Source organism: Curtobacterium sp. UCD-KPL2560, assembly GCF_001705035.1.
Taxonomy (GTDB): domain Bacteria; phylum Actinomycetota; class Actinomycetes; order Actinomycetales; family Microbacteriaceae; genus Curtobacterium.
In genome coordinates, this window is the sequence record NZ_MCIG01000042.1 from 1 (window position 1) to 20,714 (window position 20,714).

Consider the following 20,714-nt stretch of genomic DNA (forward strand, 5'->3'; position numbering starts at 1 on the left):
GACCCACCCCGCCGGGCCGCCCCCGGTCCACGATCCCGTCCGCGTGCTCGACGAGCCACTCCATGAGCGGGACGAGGCGCTCGGCGAGCTCGTGCCCGGACTCCGTCAGCGAGTAGTCCACCCGCGGCGGCACCGTGGGCTGTGCCTCGCGGTGCACGATGCCGTCGTGCTCGAGGGTCCGGAGCGTCGAGGCGAGCATCTTCTCGCTGACGCCCTCGATCGTCCGGCGCAGCTCACCCCAGCGCACGGGACCGTCCCGCAGCGCGAGCAGGACGAGGACGCCCCACCGGCTCGTCACGTGGCTGAGCACCACTCGCGTCGGACACGCCGCGGGGAACCGGACCGGTTCGTCCGCGGAGGTGTCGATCGATCCGTCAGGGGCCACGATTCCGACGTCCATGTCAGTACCGTACGGAGAAGTGCGTCCTTCCGACCAGTGGACGCCCGACCTACCGTCGTCGCCATGCAGCCCACGACGAAGCACCCCACCCGCCGCCGCGCCGCCCTCGTGAGCGGTACGGCCCTGGTCACCGGCGCCCTGCTCGCCGGACTCAGCGCCCCCGTCACCGCCAGCGCGAGCGCGGCAGCCGGCACCGCGACCGCAACCGCCGCCACGAACACCGTCGCCGACGGCGGGACCACCGCCTCGCGGTACGACACCGCGACCGAGCACCGCAACCGCTGCGCCGTCCGTACGCTCCTGACGCGGACCTTCGCGGACCCGACCAGCCCGGCCGCACGGCGCCTGGCGCAGGCGCTCGTCGCCCCGGACGCGGTCACGCACGCGAGCGGGGCTGCTGCCGGGCCCGCCGGTGTCCTGGCCGAGTTCGCCGCCGACCGCACCCGCGTCCCCGGCGCCCAGGCCGTCGTGAAGCACATCGCCGCCGACGGCGACCTGGTCGCCGTGCACTGGCAGGTCGCCCCAGACGTCCGTGACGAGCGTCGCGGAGACGCCGCGGTCGACCTGTTCCGACTGCGCGACGGCCGGGTCGTCGAGCACTGGTCCCTCGACCAGCCGATCGCCACCGGCACCCCGGCGAGCGGCAACACGAACACCATGTTCAGCGACCTGTACCGCCCCGCGCGGCCGACCCCGGCGCCGTCCGAGCGCCAGGAGGAGCGCAACCGCACCTTCGCGGTGTCCGCCTACGACACCCTGTTCCGCGACCACGACGTGTCCGTGCTCGACCGCGACTTCGACCCCGCGTACCTGCAGCACAACCCCGTCGCGCCGAACGGCACCGCCGCACTGAAGCAGCTGTTCGGCAGCGGCGCGCAGTTCCCCGCGCAGCAGTCCGTCATCTCACTCGCGGACGGTGACATCGTGTGGACGTTCTCGCAGCCGGTCGGCGCGGCACCGGACGCCCCGCTGCTCGCGGCCGACCTGTTCCGCGTCGACGGCGGCCTGATCCGCGAGCACTGGGACGTCGTCCCGACGAGCTGAGCGGTCGCCCCGGCGGCCCGTCCACGCACGCGCGACGCGCGACCGAGTGGCCGGGCCGCCGGGTGGCCGGGTTCTGATCGAACGGGCGCGCGGTGGGTCGGTCGGGCGGCCGGGCGGCGGCGGCCCCTGTCCGGGGACGCGCTCGGGCGGCGGTGGGAGGATGGCGACGATGCACACGAAGTTCGCGGTGGTCGGCGACAGCTTCGCCGAAGGGGTCGGCGACGACTGGTCCGACGGTTCGCCCCGAGGGTGGGCCGACCTCGTCGCCGGAGGGCTCGCGGCAGCCACCGACGAGCAGGTGACCTACGCGAACCTCGCCGTCCGCGGCAAGCTCCTCACGCCCATCCTCGACGAACAGCTCCCGGCAGCACTGCGCCTCGCGCCGGACCTGCTCAGCATCAGCGGCGGCAACAACGACATCATCCGCCCGAAGGTGTCGATCGCCGCGAACGCGGGACGGATCGCGGCCGGCCTGGACGCCGCCGTGGCCGCGGGAGCCGACGTCCTCTTCGTCACGGTCGCCGACATGACCCAGCACCTCCCCCTCGGACGGCTCATCCGCCGACGAGGCGACGAGTACGCGGACCACATCCGCAGCTGGGCGGACCGACCGCACGTCACCGTCGTGGACAACTGGTCGGACCCGGTCTTCCACGACATCGCGCTGTGGGCACCGGACCGCCTCCACCTGAACACACTCGGGCACCGGCGGGTCGCGGCCAACGTCCTCGCGGCGCTCGGCGTCGACGTCCCGGACTGGGACGACACGACGACGCTCGCGGCGCGCGCGTCCACGATCGAACACCTCCGCGTCCACGTCCTCCCCTGGGTCGGCCGGCGCCTGACCGGACGGTCGTCCGGCGACGGACGCGAACCGAAGAGCGCGACGCTCGGTCCGGTCCGGCGGTAGCGGGCGGCCTGGAGGCGCGACCCACCTGACCGACGCAGGCCGCGCCTCCTGCCGGGTCACCGCACCCGCGCAACCCACCTGACCGACGCAAGCCGCGCCTCCAGGCCGGTCACCGCACTCGCGCGACCCGCCTGACGGACGCAGGTCGCGCCTCCAGGCCGGTCGTCACCCGGCCTGCGGACGCAGGCCGGACCACCGGGCCTAGCCCAGCGGCTCCACCCCGTAGCTGACGACCACCGCGCGCAGTTCGTCCAGGTACGTCTGCGCCTGCACGGTGAGCGGCACCGACGCGTGCGCGATCCACCCGATCTCGATGCGCTCGTCGACGTCGAGCGGGATCGCGACGATCTCCGGGTCCAGGTCGTCGCTGATCAGCCCCGTCGAGATCGTGTACCCGCCGAGGCCGATCATGAGGTTGAAGATCGTCGCCCGGTCCGCGACGCGGATCTCGCGCTTGCTCGACATCGTCGACAGGATCTCCTCCGCCAGGTAGAAGGAGTTGTTGGCGCCCTGGTCGAAGGTCAAGCGGGGCAGGTCGGCGAGGTCGTCGAGCGTGGCCCGTTCCTGCGACGCGAGCGGGTTGCGCCGCGCGACGAAGATGTGCGGCTGCGCGACGAACAGCGGTGTGAACACGACCCCGGCGTCCCGCATGAGCTTGCCGAGCACCTGCCGGTTGAAGTCGTTGCGGTACAGGATACCGACCTCGCTCCGCAGGGTGCGGACGTCCTCGATGATGTCCCACGTGCGGGTCTCCCGGAGCGAGAACTCGTACTCGTCCGCGGCCGCCGCCTCGACCATGCGGACGAAGGCCTCCACGGCGAACGAGTAGTGCTGCGCGGAGACCCCGAGCAGCCGCCGCGAGGCCTGCCGTCCGACGTAGCGCTGCTCGAGCAGGGAGACCTGTTCGACGACCTGCCGGGCGTACCCGAGGAACTCGACGCCGTCGACGGTGAGCACCACGCCCCGGGCCGACCGGGTGAACAGGGGGCGCCCGATCCGCGTCTCGAGGTCCTTCATCGCTGCGGACATCGTCGGCTGCGACACGTAGAGCAGGTCGGCGGCCGCGCTGATCGAGCCCTCCGAGGCGACCTCGATGAAGTACCGCAGCTGCTGCAGGGTGATGTCGTTCGCGACCCGAGCCATAGGCCGAGGCTATAGCAGCGCATAGCGTCTCGGTATTACCTGATGACTCCGCTCCGCCGTCATGATCGAGGGACACCTTCCCAGTGCCCTCGGGCGCACGACGTACGGAATGCCGAGCATGGCGAACGACCTCACCTTCAGCATCACCCGGACCCGCTTCGACGAGGACTACTCCCCCGCCGACAGCTCCCGGCTGACCACGAACTTCGCCAACCTGGCACGCGGCGAACACCGGCAGCAGAACCTCCGCAGCGCCCTCGCGATGATCGACCGCCGCGCGAACGACCTGGCGTCGTCGGACGGTGACGTCACCGACCGCTTCCACGTCGAGCTCGACATCGTCTCGGTCACCGCGCACTTCGTCGACGACGGTGCCGCCGTCGCGTTCCCGCTGCTCGAGATGCTCGACGTCACGATCGTCGACCAGCAGACCGGCGAGCGGCACCAGGGCATCCTCGGCAACAACTTCTCGTCGTACCTGCGCGACTACGACTTCGCCGTGCTGCTGCCGACCCTCGACAAGACCGTCGGCCTGCCCGACGACTTCGGCCACCTGCACGGCCAGCTCTTCCAGCGCTTCGTGGAGTCCGACGCCTTCCGCGCCGAGTTCCACGCCGAGCCCGTCGTCTGCATCAGCGTCTCCACGAGCCAGACCTACCGGCAGACCGGCACCGTGCACCCGGTGCTCGGCGCCGAGTACGCGCACGAGCACTCCTCCCTGACCGACGACTACTTCGGCCGGATGGGCATGCAGGTCCGCTACTTCATGCCCCCGGGCGGCAAGGCCCCGCTCGCGTTCTACACGCGCGGCGACCTGCTGCACGACCACTCCGACCTGCAGCTCGTCGGCACGATCGCCACGATGGAGACCTTCCAGAAGATCTACCGCCCGGAGATCTACAACGCGAACACGGTCGCCCCGAGCACCTACCGCCCGACCCTGGAGCACACCGACTTCACGCGGCCCGACGTGACCTACGACCGCGAGGAGCGGAGCCGCCTCGCCGTGACGCAGGGCCGCTACACCGAGGAGCACCTCGTGCAGCCGCACCGATCGTTCCTCGAGCGCATCGCCGCCGACGCCGCCGTCCCGACCCACTGAGAACCTGGACCGACATGAGCACCCTCCTCCCCACCTCCATCGTCGGCAGCCTGCCGAAGCCGTCCTGGCTCGCCGAGCCCGAGAAGCTCTGGTCGCCCTGGCTGCTCGACGGCGCAGCCCTGGCCGAGGGCAAGCAGGACGCCCTGCGCATCGCCGTCCACGAGCAGGAGCGCGCACGGCTCGACATCGTCAGCGACGGCGAGCAGACCCGGCAGCACTTCGTCACGACGTTCATCGAGCACCTCGACGGCATCGACCAGGAGCGCAAGGAGACCGTCCGGATCCGCGACCGCTACGACGCCGCCGTGCCCACGGTCGTCGGCGCCGTCAGCCGCCCCGCGCCGGTGTTCGTCGAGGACGCGAAGTTCCTCCGCGCCCAGACCGACCGTCCGATCAAGTGGGCGCTCCCCGGCCCGATGACGATGATCGACACCCTGTCGGACCAGCACTACAAGAGCCGCGAGAAGCTCGCGTGGGAGTTCGCCACGATCCTCAACCAGGAGGCGCGGGAGCTCCAGGACGCCGGCGTCGACGTCATCCAGTTCGACGAGCCCGCCTTCACGGTGTTCCACGACGAGGTGCAGGACTGGGGCGTCGCCGCACTCGAACGTGCCGCCGAGGGTCTGCGCGCCGAGACCGCCGTGCACATCTGCTACGGCTACGGCATCGAGGCGAACAACCGGTGGAAGGAGACCCTCGGCGCCGAGTGGCGGCAGTACGAGCAGTCCTTCCCGCTCCTGCAGCAGTCCTCGATCGACATCGTCTCGCTCGAGTGCATCCACTCCCACGTCCCCCTCGAACTCGTCGAGCTGATCCGCGGCAAGAAGGTCATGCTCGGCGCGGTCGACGTCGCCACCGAGACCGTCGAGACCCCGGACGAGGTCGCCGAGGTGCTGCGGCGGGCGCTCGAGTTCGTCGACGCGGACAAGCTCATCCCGAGCTCGAACTGCGGGATGGCGCCGCTGGCGCGGGACGCGGCGCTCGGCAAGCTCAGCGCGCTGTCCGCTGGGGCGGACATCGTGCGCGCCGAGCTCGCTCGCGTGGCGGTGCCGGCAGGGCGCTAGCGCGGCGTCGCGGCGGCCGAATGGCGCTCAGGTCCCGCCTGGAGGCTCGGGTCGCTTTCGCGGCAGAGGTCGCGTCGGCCGAGACGACGTTCCAGCAGATCGACACGTCCGTGCCAGCATGCTTCCATGCGACCCTGGCGGAACCGAAAGCCCCCCGCACCGCATCCCGAGGAGATCGATCCCCGAGTCCCGAAGCTCGCGGACTGGGGCCGGAACGGCATCATCGGGACGATCGGCTCGGGGCCTGCGGCCGGCTCGACGGTCGTGGCTCATCCACACTGGACCGCGGCCGGCTTCGACTGGTACGAGGTGGAGGTGTGGGACGGCCCCGAGGAGATCGAGTGGTTCACGGACGATCGGGTCCCCGGCCAGGAAGGTGGCCTCATCGACGCGCTCACCCGAGAGGTCGATGTGCTCTGGTGGACCGACAGTGAGCGCATCGACGCCTTGTGGGCGACGCACTGGGACCGCACCTGAGCGACGAACCGACGACGAGCACGGCCTGACACAATCGGGTCAGACGCGGGGCGTTGACCACGTGGCCTGGTCGCAGCCCGGACCGGAGGCACGGCTCGGTTGCTGCGATCAGGTCGCCGTGGTCACTCCTGGCCGTCGAGGCTCATCTCGTCGAAGTCGCCCGGGACACACAGCGAGCTGCCGTCGATCGTGTATCCACGGGGATCAGCGCGGAAGTCCGAGGAACTCACCGGCCCACCCCGACCACGGACGCCGAGGATCGGGTCCTCGCCGCCGGTCTGGTACCGCTCGGTCGTGACCCCGAGGTCCTTCCAGTGCTGCTCCACCGCCTCGACGTCGGCCTTCTGGTCAGCGCTCGCAGCGCGCACCTCGGCGTAGACGTACTGGACGCCACCCTGCCCCACGCCGAGATCACACTTCCCGAGTCCGGGGCCGTCGCTGGTCTACCAGCCGTCCCCGACCACGTCGGTCGAGCCCTCGACGAACGTGACGACGGACTGCTTCGCCTGGTCCGGACTCTTCCCGATCCCGGCGCTGCAGCCAGCGAGGACGACCACTGCGAGCAGCCCGGCTGCGGTCACTCGGAGGACGGTGACGGCCCTCCACCGAGTGGGTCCCACGCGGGAGTTGCTCACTGACCGGTCGGCGTCCGCGAGGCGCGCCCTCGTCCGGCGATCAGCGCTGCCGGACACGATCGCTCCACTCCGGGAACGGCTCCGAGACACCCGGCTCGGATGCATCGGGGAAGTCGGCCGGGTCGCGCAGTGCGATCGCCTCGATGAGTTCCGGAGCATCGCGTGCCCAGAACGCCTCGCTGTACACCCCGAGCGAGTACTGCCCGTTCGGCCGCACGGTCCAGGTCACCCACCATCCGTCGCCGGTGTCGGCCCGGACCTCGTGATCCGTGCCGATCTTCGCGCCGCTGGAGCGCCACCCCTCTTCGTCGAAGTAGCGCTGCATCGGTTCGAGGTCCTCCGCCGCGCCGGTCGCACCCTTCGGCTCGATGATCCGCACGGCTCGGAACGCGTAGGAGTTCTCCCTGGTCGCACCCTCCGGCGCCGTGCCGAACGCGTCGTCGCCTGCGGGCAGGGGACGGACGTCTCCGCCGTTCCAGTACCACGTGCCGTCCGAGACCTGTCGTTGTGCGGCTGCGAGCACGGCCTGCCCGTGCTCGTACCGCTCGCCAGCCAGCTCGAACTCGTCCCGCAACGAGCGGTCGGCTCCCTGCGCCTGCGTCGTGCCCGCTGCGTCTCGCGCGTCCTGCCCGGGCACGCAGCCTGCGCCGCCCGAGGCGCATCCGGTCGTCGCGAGCACCGTTGCCGCGAGCACGGTCACGATCGCGCCGCGCAGTCGCGGACGGGAGGGGTGAGCCCGCAGGCCCCCGGAAGTTCCCCCGACGGCAGCGACGCGGACGTCGGTCACCCCGTCATCGAACACAGTCGTCACGCACACCCCCGTGTGGTTCGCAAGCTGGTGTCCGACACTACCCAACGACCGACGGACCCGACCCGCGCGGTGCTCCCGCCGGATGCGCGCCTCCAGACCCGGACTGGAGGCCCGGCAGCCGTCCGCCCCGCCGGTCACGTCGCTGCGCCGTCACCTCGGCCGGCCGTGACCTTCAGTCCCAGGGACCGTCTGCGGTCCCGAGGTGCTCCTCGCCGAGTGGTGTGATCGGCAGGGCCGCGAGGCTCGCGATCCCCACCTGCAGGAGCGCAGCGCGCGACGTCCCGACGCGCCCGATCGCGCCCATCCCCTCGATCACCGCGCAGAAGTAGGTGCCGAGCGCCTCCGCGTCGGCGTCGGCCTCGACCTCGCCGGCCGCCTGCGCGTCGACGATGCAGGCCGTGTAGCCCGCGCGGATGGTGTCGAAGGCCTCGGAGACGGTCGCGGCGACCTCCTGATCGCGGGCCGACAGCTCCACCGCCGCACGGAGCAGCAGTGACGGTGCCCCCTGCGCCGCCCCGTGCTCGACCGCCACCGACACCAGCTGCGTCCGGATCCGCGCGATCGGGTGCTCCGCGCTCCGGAGGACGGACTGCACGACCTCGACGGCCTCGGCGGTGTCGCTCAGGAAGGCGCGCATGAACAGCTCCTTCTTGCCCCCGAACGTGTTGTACAGACTCTGCCGCCCGAGCCCGGTCGCCGCCAGCAGGTCGTCGAGGGACGTGCCGTCGAACCCGGACGCCGCGAAGGCGCGCCGGGCGCGCTCGACCACCTCGGCCTCGTCGAACTTGCGCGGTCGGGGCATGTCGACTCCTCGGAACTCGTTGTTGACTGATCAGTCAAGCACGGCGTACCGTTCTGGACCAAGCAGTCAACAACAACCCCAGGAGGTCACCATGGTCGGAGTACTGCAGGACAAGACCGCACTCGTCACCGGCGGGACGTCGGGCATCGGACTCGCGGTCGTGCGCCGCTTCGTCGACGAAGGCGCGCACGTCTTCGTCACCGGTCGCCGGCAGGAGGCACTCGACGCCCTGCGCGACGAGTTCGGCGACGCGGTCACGCCGATCCGCGCCGACGCTGCCGAGCCGGACGACATCGCGGAGGTCTTCGCCGCGGTCGCCGAGCGCGGTCGCGACCTGGACGCCGTGCACGCGAACGCCGGTGGTGGGGAGTTCAAGTCGCTCGACGCCGTCACCGCCGAGGACTTCGAGGCGACGTTCGGCACCAACGTCCGCGGGACCACCCTCACCGTGCAGGGCGCCCTGCCGTTCCTGCACGAGGGCTCGGCCGTCGTCGTCACCGGATCGACGGCGGCATCGGGCACGGAGCCGTCGTTCGGCCTGTACGGGGCGTCGAAGGCCGCGATCGCGGCGCTGACCCGCACGTGGGCGGCCGAGCTCGCGCCGCGCGGCGTCCGGATCAACACCGTCGTCCCCGGCCCCACGGAGACACCTGGTCTCGCCGGCCTCGCCCCGGGCAACCCGGACGCGCTCCTCGAGCAGATGGCGAGCGGGCTCCCGTTCGGCCGGCTCCTGCGCCCGGAGGAGGTCGCCGCCACGGTGCTCTTCCTCGTGTCCGACCAGAGCTCGGGGATGACCGGCAGCGAGCTCCTCGTCGACGGCGGCAGCAGCATCGCCTGATCCGGCCGACCTGTCCGGTCTCCCCCTCCTGCGCCCGCCGCGCACGGCTCCTCCGGTGGCGGCGGGCGCAGGATGGCGGGGTGACCACCCCCACCCGAGCCGCCGGCCTCGACGCCCTGCACACGTTCGTCCCGCACGCCGGGGCCGACTACCGTCGCGACCGCAACCTCGACACGGGTCCCGGGCGGACCAACGTCTCCGGTCTGTCGCCGTACATCCGGCACCGGCTCGTCACCGAGCAGGAGGTCGTCGACGCCGTGCTCGAACGGCACAGCCTGCACGCCGCGGAGAAGTTCGTGCAGGAGGTCTTCTGGCGCACCTACTGGAAGGGATGGCTCGAACAGCGCCCCGAGGTCTGGCGCCGCTACCGTGCCAAGGTCGCCGACCTGCTCGCCGGGGACCTGCCCGCCCACTACGAGGACGTGGTCTCCGGACGGTCCGGCATCGACGCGATGGACGCGTGGGCCGCGGAGCTCGTCGAGACCGGGTACCTCCACAACCACACGCGGATGTGGTTCGCGAGCATCTGGGTCTTCACCCTCGAGCTGCCGTGGCAACTCGGCGCCGACTTCTTCCACCGCCACCTCCTCGACGGCGACGCCGCCTCCAACACCCTGTCGTGGCGGTGGGTGGCCGGGCTCCAGACCCGGGGGAAGGCCTACCTGGCGACCACCGAGAACATCGCTCGGTACACCGACGGCCGCTTCGCCCCGACCGGGCTCGCCACCGAGGCGCGCGCGCTCGACGAGGAGGCCTTCCCGCCCGCGGTCCCGGTCGCGTCCGACGACGTCGAGGGCCAGCCAGGCGAACGCGTCGGGTTGCTGCTGCACGAGGAGGACCTCGAGCCCGAGAGCCTGCTCGCCGAGCACCCGTCCCTCGCCGGGTCGTTCCGGGCGACCGCTGTCGCCGCCGACCCCCGTCACCGTTCACCCGTCGCGGTGTCACCCGCGGTCGTGGCCTTCACCACCGGCGCGGCAGCGGACGCGGCGTCACGGACGACCGACGCAGCAGGTCGTCCCGCGACGGGGCTCGACTCGCTCGAGCCCTCCGCCGTGCTCGACTGGGCAGCCGCCGAGGACTTCGACTCGATCGTCGTCCCGTACGCGCCCGTCGGCCCCGTCCGGGAGCGACTCGACCTCCTGCGCGCCCACCTCGCCGCGGAGGGCATCACGCTCGTCACCGTCCGCCGACGCTGGGACGGCCGCGCGTGGCCGTACGCGTCGCGCGGCTTCTTCCCGTTCCGCGAGCGGATCCCCGGGCTCGTTCGTCAGCGCTAGCGTCCGCCGAGCCCCGGCACCGTCCGCCGCGTCCCGTCCGGCAGGTGGTTGCTCTGCCGACCGGCCTGGAGGCGCGGCTCACCTCCGTCCCGCAGGTCACGTCCGCAGGTTGCAGCAATGGACCGCCGCGGATGCATGCCTGAGGTGCAGATACACCACGTTTGATCTTTCTCCGTCGGTCGGGCACGATGCTCGCACCGTGGCGAGGGCCGCCGGGGTCGAAAGGGAGGTCATGATCGTCGTAAACGCGCGGACCCGCGCCCTCGTGATCGTCAGCGGAGTGATGGCAGCAGTGGGCGCCTTCGCGTTGTTCGGTACCGCGCCAGCGGGCATGGTGGCGTTCGGGACGTTGTGGTTCGCCGCGGCCTCTCCCGGTGCCGACGACTCGATCGCCGTCGATCTCCGCGGCGCTCGCGTCGACCCGCGTGATGTTCGTCGGTACCGCGAGGACCATCCGGGCACGACGATCATCGAGGCCGCGTCGGCGATCGCTCGACGCTGAGCCATGGTGGCTCCGCCGATTTCGACGGCGGAGCCACCACATCCTGGTCGTAGCCGTTCAGCACCATGAGACGCTCCGCCGCGAAGCGCCAGGCGCGGGGCGTTGACTACGTCCATGATCACCAAGGACAGGATCCACGAGGTCGAGAACGCCACCGTCCGGGACCGCGACGGCGCATCGGTCGGCAAGGTCGCGCAGGTGTTCCCCTCCGCGGAGGACGGCAGCGCTGCGTTCGTCAGCGTCGCAACCGGGCTCTTCGGGAGTCACACGGCTCTCGTCCCCGTCGAGGACGCCAGCTTCGACGGCACGGACCTGCACGTCGGCTACACGAAGCGTGCGATCAAGGACGCGCCCTCCCCCGGCGCCGGGAACATCCTGCCCCTCGCCGACGAGAACGCCGCCCGCAAGCACTTCGGGCTCTCCCCGGCCGGCAAGGCGACCGGCGACATGGGCGACCCGCACGAGAACCTCGACCAGGCCGGCACCGGCCCGGCCGGCGCGGACGACACCGAGGGCGCGGGCACGACGCCACCGGCGTGAGCCGAGCGGCCACCCCTCCCATGCGCGCCTGAAACATTGCCGTTCTTCGACTCGTACTCTACCGCGGCTGACATGCTCGGAGTGCTGGTGTTCGCGATGACGCTCGAAGTCGGCGGAGCGGCCCTCATCACGTGGCTGACCTGGAGAGCGGCCAACGGATCGTTGCCGCGGAACAGGCTCGCTGGTGTACGAACGTCGATCACGCTGTCGAGCGACGAGGCGTGGCGGCTCGGCCATCGTGCAGCACTGCGACCGACGATCATCTCCGCGATCGCCACCGTGACGTGGGCAGCGATCAGCATCAGCGTCGAACCACTCCGCACACCGGCCGCCGTGCTCGTCGCCGCGGGCCTCCTGGTCGGCGGGGCGCTCCTGTCCATCCCGGCCGCCCACCGCGCCGTCCGCCGGTCGTCGCAGGCGTCGTAGGGCTGCGACGCGCTGCAGGGCCGGGCACCGTCCCGGGCACGAGCTCCGTCGGTCGATCCGCGATCGAACAGCTCACTCGACCCGCATGCGCGAGACCACGAGACCTGGGACCTGGGACTGCGAGGATCACACCGTGCCACTGCGTTCCCTCGACGAGCTCGACGATGCGACGTTCGACGTCACCGCCGCACGGGCCGTCGACGGACGGTTCGTCCTGAACGGTTCGGTCGTCGAGCACGACACGAGCGCCGGAACGGTTCTCCTGCCTGTCACGCTGACCGTGCCCGACGCGGTGGACGTCGTCGTCGATCACGTCCATGGGACGGGCGACCTCGTCCTCGAAGCCATCGACGTGACCTCGACGACAGTGACGCTCCGAGGCGTCATCCCGTGCGAGGTAGCCGTGACCACGTCCGTCCAGAGTCAGGTGCTGCTCGATGTCGGCACGACGCTCATCGCGGTCCGCCGTCGGTGGCGATGGCGGCCGTGGGACGGATCGACGCCGGTGATCCTCGACTTCCGCGCCGTGTCGAGACGCCTCCGGCAGCACGCCTGTGACGTGTGCCCACACCCGTGGGCCGAACACCCCACCGAACGGGATGCGAAGGGCGCGACCTGCGGTGAGTGCGACTACGAGCTCGAACACGGCGAACTTCCGCCGGGCACGCGGGTGTGCACCGCGCAGGTACCGCATCGACTCATCGAGCCAGAGTCGTCCCTCCGGTGACACGGAGCTCCAGGCCGCGATGCGCGGGGAACGCGATGGCGAACGAGAGCTTCCTGCACGCGATCTCGCCGGCGTCGTGATCGCCGAGGAGCGGCCGCCACGGGGCGAACGCGTTCCCGAGGAGCAGCACCGCAACCACGCTCGCCGCATTAGCGTCTTCCCATGAGCGAGTTCTTCATCGCAGGCAGCTGGCGCAACCGGGCGGCAGTGCTCGACGTCGTCGAAGCATTCGACCGCGCGGGGGCTTCGTCGTACTCCTTCGTGCGAGCGGAGTACGACGAAGAGGCCGCCGTCCTCGCGAATCCGGGAGGCGCAGACGACGCAGCTCTCGACTCGGCAGGGGTGCGGAAGCTCTTCGAACAAGACCTGGCGGAGCTCCGCGCGGCCGATCACTTCGTCCTCGTGCTGCCGGCCGGGGCTGCTGCACACATCGAAGCAGGCATCGCGTTCGGCCTCGGCAAGCGCTGCTGGGCCGTCGGTCCTGTCGATCGATCGGAGACCCTCTACCGGATCTTCGAGGGGATGCACGCTGACGCCGCGGACCTGGTCGGACAGCTCAGGGCGCTGCACGTCGTCCGGTAGCCGATCGGCGTTCGGCGGTCACATGACAAGGACGGAACCGGACGGTCTCGTGCACGTGCAGCGCGTACTCAGAGCGTCCGCGGGGTGAGGTCGCCGTCCTCGGTGTCGTACGTCGTGACCCGCCACGTCGGCTCGCGCCCGTCGACGACACGCGCCAGCTCGACCAGTCGTGAGCCGGGCCACTCCTCGCCCGAGGCCCGGACGGCGTCGCCACAGCTGGTGTCCGTCTCCGCGACCTCAGCCTCGGTCAGGGTGACCTCGCGTCTCCGCACGAGGCTGAGGTCCGCGGCGTCGACGAGCGCCTCGACACCGCTGGTCGGTTCCGCGTCGGACTCCCCCATGAAGTCCGTCCTCCCCGGATCGGTGCTGCGGATCCGCCAGACCCACTGCTCCGCCACGTACTCGAGGCGGAGCCCGACGACCGGACCGCCCACGGCCTCGGATTCGCCGGAGATGCCGTCGATCCAGTCGGAGGGCCACCGCACCGCACTCGGCACCGCGGCGCTCGGCCAGTCAGACCCCACCCCTCGGGGAGCTGGGGGAAACGTCGCACACCCGGCGAGCACGACGGCGACCGCGCTCAGCATGCTGGCGATGACCACAGATCGTCCGGATCGCACCACGTCCCCCTCGTGAGCAGCCCAGCGTAGACGAGCACCGGCGCGCCTGCCTCCGAGGACCCGCCCGGCATCAGCTTCGAAGCGCGCGAACGCCCCGCCAGCCGGAGCCAGCGGGGCGTCCCCACGAGTCAGAGCGGATCAGACCAGGATCAGAAGTCCCAGTCCTCGTCCTCCGTCACGACCGCCTTGCCGATGACGTACGACGAGCCCGACCCGGAGAAGAAGTCGTGGTTCTCGTCCGCGTTCGGCGACAGGGCCGACAGGATCGCCGGGTTCACGTCCGTCGTCTCCTTCGGGAACATCGGCTCGTATCCCAGGTTCATCAGCGCCTTGTTGGCGTTGTAGTGCAGGAACTTCTTGACGTCCTCGGTCAGCCCGACACCGTCGTAGAGGTCCTGCGTGTACTGCACCTCGTTCTCGTAGAGCTCGAACAGCAGGTTGAACGTGTAGTCCTTGATCTCCTGCTTGCGCTCCTCGGAAGCGCCCTCGAGGCCCTTCTGGAACTTGTAGCCGATGTAGTACCCGTGCACGGCCTCGTCGCGGATGATCAGGCGGATCAGGTCGGCGGTGTTGGTGAGCTTCGCGCGCGAGGACCAGTACATCGGCAGGTAGAAGCCGGAGTAGAACAGGAACGACTCGAGCAGCGTCGAGGCGACCTTGCGCTTCAGGGGGTCGTCACCGGTGTAGTAGTCGAGGACGATCTGGGCCTTCTTCTGCAGGTTCACGTTCTCGGTGGACCAGCGGAAGGCGTCGTCGATCTCGGGCGTCGAGGCGAGCGTCGAGAAGATCGACGAGTAGCTCTTCGCGTGCACCGACTCCATGAACGCGATGTTCGTGTAGACGGCCTCTTCGTGCGGGGTGATCGCGTCGGGGATCAGGCTGATCGCGCCGACGGTGCCCTGGATGGTGTCGAGCAGCGTCAGGCCGGTGAAGACCCGCATGGTGAGCTGCTGCTCCTCCGGCGTCAGCGTGTTCCACGACTGCACGTCGTTCGACAGCGGCACCTTCTCGGGCAGCCAGAAGTTGTTGACCAGCCGGTTCCAGACCTCGACGTCCTTGTCGTCCTGGATGCGGTTCCAGTTGATGGCACTGACCGCACTGATCAGCGGGATGGACTTGCCCGTTGCGTGGACCGGGTCGGTGAGGGTCATGGTCTCTTCCTGACTGTCGCTTGCCGTCGATGTGGGCGGGGCAGGCCTTCACCTGCCCCGCCTCCAGCGCTAGACGCGCTGGGTGATGGTGCCGTCGGGGTTTCGCCTTGCGCTTGCCGCGGTCACGAACTGACCTGAGCTAGCGGAACGATTCACCGTGCGGGAGTTGCCGGTACCACTACCCACACGCTCCGTTGTCGTCTTCGACGGCCAACGAGCGGCGGCAGCGGCGCTAACGAAGCGACCGCTTGCGGCACTTCGGTTGACGCTCTTGCCCACTGTCTTCACCTCCTCTCGGGACTGGTTCAGCCCCGAGAGCCTGGCCCAGACGGCCAGTTCGACTCATGTACAGTAGACGCTCCAGCTCTCAGTTGGAGTCCCTACTAAAGGGGCTGTTCAGGACCAGGTTTTCGCGAACCTGGTCCTGAGCTCTTTATGGACTTGTGCGAATCTGGAGACGCAGGGCGGTGTCAGCACCGCGCCTCCAGGATGTGGGCAGTCGCGTCAGCGACCGACCGCTACAGCATGCAGCTGACGCAGCCCTCGACCTCGGTGCCCTCGAGGGCGAGCTGGCGCAGACGGATGTAGTAGATCGTCTTGATGCCCTTGCGCCATGCGTAGATCTGGGCCTTGTTGATGTCGCGCGTGGTGGCGGTGTCCTTGAAGAACAGCGTCAGCGACAGCCCCTGGTCGACGTGCTGCGTGGCCGCGGCGTACGTGTCGATGATCTTCTCGGCACCGATCTCGTATGCGTCCTGGTAGTAGTCCAGGTTGTCGTTCGTCATGAACGGCGCCGGGTAGTAGACGCGACCGAGCTTGCCTTCCTTGCGGATCTCGATCTTCGACGCGATCGGGTGGATCGACGACGTCGAGTGGTTGATGTACGAGATCGAACCGGTCGGCGGGACGGCCTGCAGGTTCTGGTTGTAGATGCCGTGCTCCTGGACGGACGCCTTCAGCGCCTTCCAGTCGTCCTGCGTCGGGATCGTGACGTTCGCCTTCGCGAAGAGCTCGCGGACGCGCTCGGTCGCCGGCACCCACGCCTGGTCGGTGTACTTGTCGAAGAACTCACCCGACGCGTACTTCGAGTCGCGGAAGCCGTCGAAGGTCTCCCCCGTCTCGATCGCGATGTTGTTCGAGGCGCGCAGGGCGTGGAACAGCACCGTGTAGAAGTAGATGTTCGTGAAGTCGATGCCCTCTTCGGAGCCGTAGTACACGCGCTCACGAGCGAGGTAGCCGTGCAGGTTCATCTGGCCGAGGCCGATGGCGTGCGACTTGTCGTTGCCGTCCTCGACCGAGCGCACCGAGGTGATGTGCGACATCTGCGAGACCGAGGTCAGACCGCGGATCGCGGTCTCGATGGTCTTGCCGAAGTCCGGCGAGTCCATCGTCAGCGCGATGTTCAGCGAGCCGAGGTTGCAGGAGATGTCCTTGCCGATCTCCTTGTACGAGAGGTCCTCGTTGAAGGTCGTGGGGGTGTTGACCTGCAGGATCTCGGAGCACAGGTTGGACATGTTGATCCGACCCTTGATCGGGTTGGCCTTGTTCACCGTGTCCTCGAACACGATGTACGGGTAGCCCGACTCGAACTGGATCTCGGCGATGGTCGTGAAGAAGTCACGCGCCTTGATCTTCGTCTTCTTGATGCGCGAGTCGTCGACCATCGCGCGGTAGTTCTCGGAGATCGGGACGTCGCCGAACGGGACGCCGTAGACCTTCTCGACGTCGTACGGCGAGAACAGGTACATGTCCTCGTTGTTCTTCGCGAGCTCGAACGTGATGTCCGGCACGACGACGCCGAGCGACAGCGTCTTGATGCGGATCTTCTCGTCGGCGTTCTCGCGCTTGGTGTCGAGGAACTTCATGATGTCGGGGTGGTGGGCCGACAGGTAGACGGCACCGGCACCCTGACGCGCACCGAGCTGGTTCGCGTACGAGAAGGAGTCCTCCAGCAGCTTCATCACGGGGATGATGCCCGAGGACTGGTTCTCGATCTGCTTGATCGGGGCGCCGGCCTCGCGGATGTTCGAGAGCAGCAGAGCCACGCCGCCGCCGCGCTTCGAGAGCTGCAGCGACGAGTTGATCCCGCGCGAGATCGACTCCATGTTGTCCTCGATGCGGAGGAGGAAGCAGGAGACGAGCTCGCCGCGCTGGGCCTTCGCGGTGTTGAGGAACGTCGGGGTCGCGGGCTGGAAGCGGCCGGCGATGATCTCCTCGACGAGGTCGATCGCGAGCTGCTCGTTGCCCTGCGCCAGGCCGAGGGCGGTCATGACGACGCGGTCCTCGAAGCGCTCGAGGTAACGCTTGCCGTCGAACGTCTTGAGCGTGTAGCTCGTGTAGTACTTGAACGCACCGAGGAACGTCTGGAACCGGAACTTCTTGGAGTACGCCAGGTCGTTGAGCTTCTGGATGAAGTCCATCGAGTACTGGTCGATCGTCGCCTGCTCGTAGTACTCGTTCTCGACCAGGTAGTCCAGCCGCTCCTTCAGGTTGTGGAAGAAGACGGTGTTCTGGTTGACGTGCTGCAGGAAGAACTGCTTGGCGGCCTCACGGTCCTTGTCGAACTGGATGTTCCCGTCCGCGTCGTAGAGGTTGAGCATCGCGTTGAGGGAGTGGTAGTCCATCCCCGTCTGCGGCGACGTCAGATCGACGTCTGCAACTGCTGCGTCCAAAATGCATCCAATCCTGAGTTGACCGCCTGCACGTCGTCAGGCGTTCCGAAGAGTTCGAAGCGGTACAAGACGGGGACGCCGCACTTCTGCGAGATGACGTCCCCTGCGAGCCCGTAGGCCTCGCCGAAGTTCGTGTTGCCCCCGACGATCACGCCGCGGATGAGCGAACGGTTGTGTTCGTCGTTGAGGAACTTGATGACCTGCTTGGGCACCGCGCCCTGCCCGTTGCCGCCGCCGTACGTCGGCAGGACGAGCACGTACGGCTCGTCCGCGTGCAGGAACGGGTCGCCCGGGTAGAGCGGGATGCGGTCCGCGTCACGGCCGAGCTTCTCGATGAAGCGTGCGGTGTACCCGGACACGCTCGAGAAGTAGACGAGGCGACTCATGTGCGCGCTCCTTGCGAGAGGTGCGGACAGCAGATCAGGAGGGGCCTGGCGGAGGCGGTGCGTGCCTCCAGGCCGGCGGAGCCGCGGGTCCCGTGACGGGACCCGCACGGCTCACGCGAGTTCGGCGCTGAGCGTCGCGATCTTGTCGGGACGGAAGCCCGACCAGTGGTCGTCGTCGGTCACGACGACGGGGGCCTGCATGTAGCCGAGCGACTTGACGTGCTCGAGCGCGGCCTCGTCGGCGGAGACGTCGAGCACCTCGTACTGGATGCCCTTGTTGTCGAGCGCGCGGTACGTCGCGGTGCACTGCACGCAGGACGGCTTGGTGTAGACGGTGACGGCCATGATCTCCCCTGGTTCTTGCTGGTTGTTCGTGCTGTGGAGTGGTGCTGGTGTCGGGTGCCACTGGCACCTGCGCAGACGTGTCCGGGAAGGGGCCGCTGCGGTGACTCCACACTACATCTAGTGGCTGGCCACGGCACCGACCACAAGAGGAAGTGTTACAGCCGTGTAGTTCTCCACAACGCCCTCCACAGTCTGTGGATTCCCGGGAGGCCCGTCGTTCCGCCAGTCTGCGGCGCACCACCGACACTTCCCCACACCGGTGGACGACCTCGATCCACAGGTGTGGAATCGGCGCGTCGGCGTGTCGCGGTGAGTCCTCCACAAGGGGTCTTCGAAGCGGCTCGTCCACAGCACCCCCGGACGGGTGTCAGCGGATTCCGTCCGGTCCGTACACTCGGACCGTGAGCGCCTACGGACCCCTGCTGAAGACCCCCGGAGTCGGCCGCGTCATCGCTGCGCAGCTCACCGCGCGCTTCCCGTTCGGCATGCTCTCCCTCGCCTACCTGCTGCACGTCGAGCACGTCTTCGGCTCGTACGGCGCCGCCGGACTCGTGCTCGCGACGACGAGCATCGGCCAGGCCATCGCCGGTCCGCTGACCAGTCGGTGGATGGGCAGCTGGGGCATGCGCCCGGTCCTCGTGCTGACGAGCATCGTCGCGCTCGCGAGCATGGTCGTCATCGCGTTCGTCCCGATGGCGCTCGGCGGGTACGTCGTCGTCGGGTTCCTCGGTGGCCTGGCGGTGCCGCCCGTGCAGCCGGCCGTGCGCACCATCTACCCCAAGATGGTGACCTCGTCGCAGCTCACACCGCTGTTCTCGCTCGACGCCAGCGCGCAGGAGCTCATCTGGGTCGCCGGCCCCGTCATCACGACCTTCGTCGCGACGCAGGTCGGGACCGTGCAGGCGATCGTCGTGGCGATGGTGTTCCTGGTCGTCGGCGGCGTGTGGTTCATCGCCTCCCCCGAACTCGGTCGCGTCCGGATCCCCCGTTCGAAGCGCGCGTTCGGCGTCGTGCTCAAGCGGCCCTCGGTCGTCGTCGCCACGCTGACCGGCCTGCTCCTCATCGGGGCGTGCTCGGCGGTCGAGGCGAGCGTCACCAGCGTCTTCGGCGAGGGCAGCCCGAACGCCGGCATCGTCCTCGCGGTCTTCGCGGTCGGCTCGCTCGCGGGCGGCCTGGCGCTCGGGCACCGACCGATCTCGCGCAACACCCTGTGGGCGCGCATGTGCATCGTGTTCGTCGGCCTCGCGCTCGCGGTCGGCGGCACGGACTTCTGGTGGCTGTGCCTCGCGCTCGTCATCGCCGGTGCCGGCATCGCCCCGGCCCTCGCGGTCATGTTCGGCTCGGTGTCCGCGACCGTGAAGTTCTCCGACACCGCCGAGGCGTACGGCTGGATGGGCACCGGGCAGCTCATCGGCGCCGCGGGCGGGTCGGCGGTGGCCGGCTTCCTCATCGACGCGAACGGCCCCACCGGCGGCATGTCCGTCGGCGCGGTGATGGCTGCCGCCGGGGTGGTCCTGCCGCTCGTCATGCGGCGGTGGCTCCCCGACCTGCGCGGACGCGACGCGAGCCCCCTGCCCGACACCGAGCCGGTCACGCTGCCGAGCTGACCGAGGCCGTCGGTGGGGCGGGTCCGGACGACACCACCCCGCCGACGTCCTGGGAGCGGCGGGCACCCAGCGCACGCGGCGCCGAGGTCAGACGCGCTCCGCCGAGGTCAGACCCGTTCCGCGTAGGCGACCGTGTTCAGCACGGACAACCGGACGAGCGTCGATCCGAGGTGCTTGCTGAACCGCAGGCCGTAGTCCCGCGTCGGGAAGCCGCCGACGTCGGGGAACCGGATCTCGAACGAGCCGTCGGCGGCGACCGGCGCCTGGGTCTGGTACCCGGCACCCGCTGCCGCCTCGACGAACTCCGGCTGGTACTTCGACACGACGCCGCGCACCACCACCTCGTCGCCCTGGATGATGCTCGTGGTGATCGACACGTGGCGGTCCACGAACGTCGGGCCCGTGGGCTCCGACGCCGACTGCACGCCTGCCGAGGCCACCGTCGACGGGGCGTCGTGCTGGGTCGCTGCGGTGGCCGGGGCGGCGGTCAACAGGGATGCGCCGAGTGCGAGGGCGACGCCGGTCGTCGCCGCGAGGCGAGCGGTCTTCTGCATGGTTGGTTCTCCTTCGAGGTGCCGGCCCGCCCCGGCGGCGGGCCGCGACGATGATGGCCGACCCAGCCTGTGTGTATTTCACATGGCATCGGTTGGGAG

The 20,714-nt window shown here is 69.5% G+C and carries 25 protein-coding genes; 13 read left to right on the plus strand and 12 right to left on the minus strand.

The window, feature by feature from the left end:
• The coding region (locus BEP24_RS10525) for a helix-turn-helix domain-containing protein (protein ID WP_141693430.1) at positions 1–400 on the minus strand (400 nt) is incomplete at its 3' end.
• Between the two features lie 63 nt (positions 401–463).
• Between BEP24_RS10525 and BEP24_RS10530 the strand changes: the two genes are divergently transcribed.
• Positions 464–1,444: a nuclear transport factor 2 family protein gene (locus BEP24_RS10530; protein ID WP_065963123.1), complete on the plus strand. Its 981-nt coding sequence runs from the start codon at positions 464–466 to the stop codon at positions 1,442–1,444.
• A 169-nt stretch (positions 1,445–1,613) separates the two neighbouring features.
• Positions 1,614–2,354 (plus strand): SGNH/GDSL hydrolase family protein, encoded by a 741-nt coding sequence (locus tag BEP24_RS10535; RefSeq protein ID WP_253181662.1) that lies wholly within the window; start codon positions 1,614–1,616, stop codon positions 2,352–2,354.
• Between the two features lie 201 nt (positions 2,355–2,555).
• Here BEP24_RS10535 and BEP24_RS10540 read toward each other — a convergent pair whose 3' ends face one another.
• The gene (locus tag BEP24_RS10540; RefSeq protein ID WP_065963125.1) at positions 2,556–3,497 is read right to left on the minus strand and encodes a LysR family transcriptional regulator; all 942 of its coding nucleotides are present in this window, start codon (positions 3,495–3,497) and stop codon (positions 2,556–2,558) included.
• Between the two features lie 118 nt (positions 3,498–3,615).
• Here BEP24_RS10540 and BEP24_RS10545 point away from each other — a divergent pair, with 118 nt between their 5' ends.
• The 3 genes from BEP24_RS10545 (at position 3,616) to BEP24_RS10555 (ending at position 6,140) form a co-directional block, all read left to right on the plus strand.
• On the plus strand, positions 3,616–4,599 hold the full coding sequence (locus tag BEP24_RS10545; RefSeq protein WP_065963175.1) for a putative oxygenase MesX: 984 nt from the start codon (positions 3,616–3,618) through the stop codon (positions 4,597–4,599).
• Positions 4,600–4,613: 14 nt separating this feature from the next.
• Positions 4,614–5,663, plus strand: coding sequence for a methionine synthase (locus BEP24_RS10550; RefSeq protein ID WP_065963128.1), 1,050 nt, complete (start codon positions 4,614–4,616; stop codon positions 5,661–5,663).
• A 126-nt stretch (positions 5,664–5,789) separates the two neighbouring features.
• Positions 5,790–6,140 carry a hypothetical protein gene (locus BEP24_RS10555; protein ID WP_065963130.1) on the plus strand — a complete coding sequence of 117 codons (351 nt, stop codon included), beginning with the start codon at positions 5,790–5,792 and terminating at the stop codon, positions 6,138–6,140.
• 122 nt (positions 6,141–6,262) lie between these two features.
• Here the strand turns inward: BEP24_RS10555 and BEP24_RS10560 are convergent, their stop codons facing one another.
• The 4 genes from BEP24_RS10560 to BEP24_RS10570 form a co-directional block, all read right to left on the minus strand.
• Positions 6,263–6,544, minus strand: coding sequence for a hypothetical protein (locus BEP24_RS10560; RefSeq protein ID WP_065963131.1), 282 nt, complete (start codon positions 6,542–6,544; stop codon positions 6,263–6,265).
• A gap of 39 nt (positions 6,545–6,583) precedes the next feature.
• Positions 6,584–6,721 carry a hypothetical protein gene (locus BEP24_RS17595; protein ID WP_171898794.1) on the minus strand — a complete coding sequence of 46 codons (138 nt, stop codon included), beginning with the start codon at positions 6,719–6,721 and terminating at the stop codon, positions 6,584–6,586.
• Positions 6,722–6,815: 94 nt separating this feature from the next.
• Positions 6,816–7,562, minus strand: a complete 747-nt coding sequence (locus tag BEP24_RS10565; RefSeq protein WP_141693431.1) for a hypothetical protein — start codon at positions 7,560–7,562, stop codon at positions 6,816–6,818.
• A gap of 196 nt (positions 7,563–7,758) precedes the next feature.
• Positions 7,759–8,388 (minus strand): TetR/AcrR family transcriptional regulator, encoded by a 630-nt coding sequence (locus BEP24_RS10570; protein ID WP_065963135.1) that lies wholly within the window; start codon positions 8,386–8,388, stop codon positions 7,759–7,761.
• 91 nt (positions 8,389–8,479) lie between these two features.
• On the opposite strand from BEP24_RS10570, the gene BEP24_RS10575 reads away from it, so the two are divergent.
• The 7 genes from BEP24_RS10575 (at position 8,480) to BEP24_RS10605 (ending at position 13,280) form a co-directional block, all read left to right on the plus strand.
• On the plus strand, positions 8,480–9,226 hold the full coding sequence (locus BEP24_RS10575) for an SDR family oxidoreductase (RefSeq protein ID WP_065963136.1): 747 nt from the start codon (positions 8,480–8,482) through the stop codon (positions 9,224–9,226).
• Between the two features lie 80 nt (positions 9,227–9,306).
• Positions 9,307–10,503 (plus strand): FAD-binding domain-containing protein, encoded by a 1,197-nt coding sequence (locus BEP24_RS10580; protein ID WP_065963141.1) that lies wholly within the window; start codon positions 9,307–9,309, stop codon positions 10,501–10,503.
• A 199-nt stretch (positions 10,504–10,702) separates the two neighbouring features.
• Complete coding sequence (locus BEP24_RS10585; RefSeq protein WP_065963142.1) at positions 10,703–11,005, plus strand: hypothetical protein; 303 nt, start codon at positions 10,703–10,705, stop codon at positions 11,003–11,005.
• A 114-nt stretch (positions 11,006–11,119) separates the two neighbouring features.
• Positions 11,120–11,545 (plus strand): PRC-barrel domain-containing protein, encoded by a 426-nt coding sequence (locus tag BEP24_RS10590; protein ID WP_065963144.1) that lies wholly within the window; start codon positions 11,120–11,122, stop codon positions 11,543–11,545.
• A 72-nt stretch (positions 11,546–11,617) separates the two neighbouring features.
• Positions 11,618–11,971 carry an SdpI family protein gene (locus BEP24_RS10595; protein WP_065963146.1) on the plus strand — a complete coding sequence of 118 codons (354 nt, stop codon included), beginning with the start codon at positions 11,618–11,620 and terminating at the stop codon, positions 11,969–11,971.
• An 85-nt stretch (positions 11,972–12,056) separates the two neighbouring features.
• Entirely contained in the window at positions 12,057–12,698 is a 642-nt protein-coding gene (locus BEP24_RS10600; RefSeq protein ID WP_139197552.1) for a hypothetical protein, read from the plus strand.
• Between the two features lie 162 nt (positions 12,699–12,860).
• Positions 12,861–13,280, plus strand: coding sequence for a hypothetical protein (locus BEP24_RS10605; protein WP_065963149.1), 420 nt, complete (start codon positions 12,861–12,863; stop codon positions 13,278–13,280).
• A 68-nt stretch (positions 13,281–13,348) separates the two neighbouring features.
• On the opposite strand, the gene BEP24_RS10610 is transcribed toward BEP24_RS10605, so the two are convergent.
• From BEP24_RS10610 to nrdH, 5 genes are all read right to left on the minus strand, one after another.
• On the minus strand, positions 13,349–13,777 hold the full coding sequence (locus BEP24_RS10610; protein WP_065963152.1) for a hypothetical protein: 429 nt from the start codon (positions 13,775–13,777) through the stop codon (positions 13,349–13,351).
• Positions 13,778–14,049: 272 nt separating this feature from the next.
• On the minus strand, positions 14,050–15,051 hold the full coding sequence (gene nrdF / locus BEP24_RS10615) for a class 1b ribonucleoside-diphosphate reductase subunit beta (RefSeq protein ID WP_065963154.1): 1,002 nt from the start codon (positions 15,049–15,051) through the stop codon (positions 14,050–14,052).
• Positions 15,052–15,569: 518 nt separating this feature from the next.
• The gene (nrdE, locus tag BEP24_RS10620) at positions 15,570–17,675 is read right to left on the minus strand and encodes a class 1b ribonucleoside-diphosphate reductase subunit alpha (protein ID WP_083230284.1); all 2,106 of its coding nucleotides are present in this window, start codon (positions 17,673–17,675) and stop codon (positions 15,570–15,572) included.
• A 17-nt stretch (positions 17,676–17,692) separates the two neighbouring features.
• Positions 17,693–18,109, minus strand: a complete 417-nt coding sequence (gene nrdI, locus BEP24_RS10625) for a class Ib ribonucleoside-diphosphate reductase assembly flavoprotein NrdI (RefSeq protein WP_065963157.1) — start codon at positions 18,107–18,109, stop codon at positions 17,693–17,695.
• A 111-nt stretch (positions 18,110–18,220) separates the two neighbouring features.
• The gene (gene nrdH / locus BEP24_RS10630; RefSeq protein ID WP_058727719.1) at positions 18,221–18,454 is read right to left on the minus strand and encodes a glutaredoxin-like protein NrdH; all 234 of its coding nucleotides are present in this window, start codon (positions 18,452–18,454) and stop codon (positions 18,221–18,223) included.
• Positions 18,455–18,855: 401 nt separating this feature from the next.
• Here nrdH and BEP24_RS10635 point away from each other — a divergent pair, with 401 nt between their 5' ends.
• On the plus strand, positions 18,856–20,061 hold the full coding sequence (locus BEP24_RS10635; RefSeq protein ID WP_065963158.1) for an MFS transporter: 1,206 nt from the start codon (positions 18,856–18,858) through the stop codon (positions 20,059–20,061).
• A 107-nt stretch (positions 20,062–20,168) separates the two neighbouring features.
• On the opposite strand, the gene BEP24_RS10640 is transcribed toward BEP24_RS10635, so the two are convergent.
• A complete protein-coding gene (locus BEP24_RS10640) occupies positions 20,169–20,615 on the minus strand; it encodes a hypothetical protein (protein WP_065963160.1) in 447 nt (148 codons plus the stop codon).
• Positions 20,616–20,714: the final 99 nt, after the last annotated feature.

Bases quoted from the DNA above. Each gene is read 5' to 3' on its own strand.
- BEP24_RS10530 (WP_065963123.1), top strand. From the start codon at position 464: ATGCAGCCCACGACGAAGCACCCCACCCGCCGCCGCGCCGCCCTCGTG.
- BEP24_RS10535 (WP_253181662.1), top strand. From the start codon at position 1,614: ATGCACACGAAGTTCGCGGTGGTCGGCGACAGCTTCGCCGAAGGGGTC.
- BEP24_RS10540 (WP_065963125.1), bottom strand. From the start codon at position 3,497: ATGGCTCGGGTCGCGAACGACATCACCCTGCAGCAGCTGCGGTACTTC.
- BEP24_RS10545 (WP_065963175.1), top strand. From the start codon at position 3,616: ATGGCGAACGACCTCACCTTCAGCATCACCCGGACCCGCTTCGACGAG.
- BEP24_RS10550 (WP_065963128.1), top strand. From the start codon at position 4,614: ATGAGCACCCTCCTCCCCACCTCCATCGTCGGCAGCCTGCCGAAGCCG.
- BEP24_RS10555 (WP_065963130.1), top strand. From the start codon at position 5,790: ATGCGACCCTGGCGGAACCGAAAGCCCCCCGCACCGCATCCCGAGGAG.
- BEP24_RS10570 (WP_065963135.1), bottom strand. From the start codon at position 8,388: ATGCCCCGACCGCGCAAGTTCGACGAGGCCGAGGTGGTCGAGCGCGCC.
- BEP24_RS10575 (WP_065963136.1), top strand. From the start codon at position 8,480: ATGGTCGGAGTACTGCAGGACAAGACCGCACTCGTCACCGGCGGGACG.
- BEP24_RS10590 (WP_065963144.1), top strand. From the start codon at position 11,120: ATGATCACCAAGGACAGGATCCACGAGGTCGAGAACGCCACCGTCCGG.
- BEP24_RS10595 (WP_065963146.1), top strand. From the start codon at position 11,618: ATGCTCGGAGTGCTGGTGTTCGCGATGACGCTCGAAGTCGGCGGAGCG.
- BEP24_RS10600 (WP_139197552.1), top strand. From the start codon at position 12,057: ATGCGCGAGACCACGAGACCTGGGACCTGGGACTGCGAGGATCACACC.
- BEP24_RS10605 (WP_065963149.1), top strand. From the start codon at position 12,861: ATGAGCGAGTTCTTCATCGCAGGCAGCTGGCGCAACCGGGCGGCAGTG.
- nrdF (WP_065963154.1), bottom strand. From the start codon at position 15,051: ATGACCCTCACCGACCCGGTCCACGCAACGGGCAAGTCCATCCCGCTG.
- nrdE (WP_083230284.1), bottom strand. From the start codon at position 17,675: ATGGACTACCACTCCCTCAACGCGATGCTCAACCTCTACGACGCGGAC.
- nrdI (WP_065963157.1), bottom strand. From the start codon at position 18,109: ATGAGTCGCCTCGTCTACTTCTCGAGCGTGTCCGGGTACACCGCACGC.
- nrdH (WP_058727719.1), bottom strand. From the start codon at position 18,454: ATGGCCGTCACCGTCTACACCAAGCCGTCCTGCGTGCAGTGCACCGCG.
- BEP24_RS10640 (WP_065963160.1), bottom strand. From the start codon at position 20,615: ATGCAGAAGACCGCTCGCCTCGCGGCGACGACCGGCGTCGCCCTCGCA.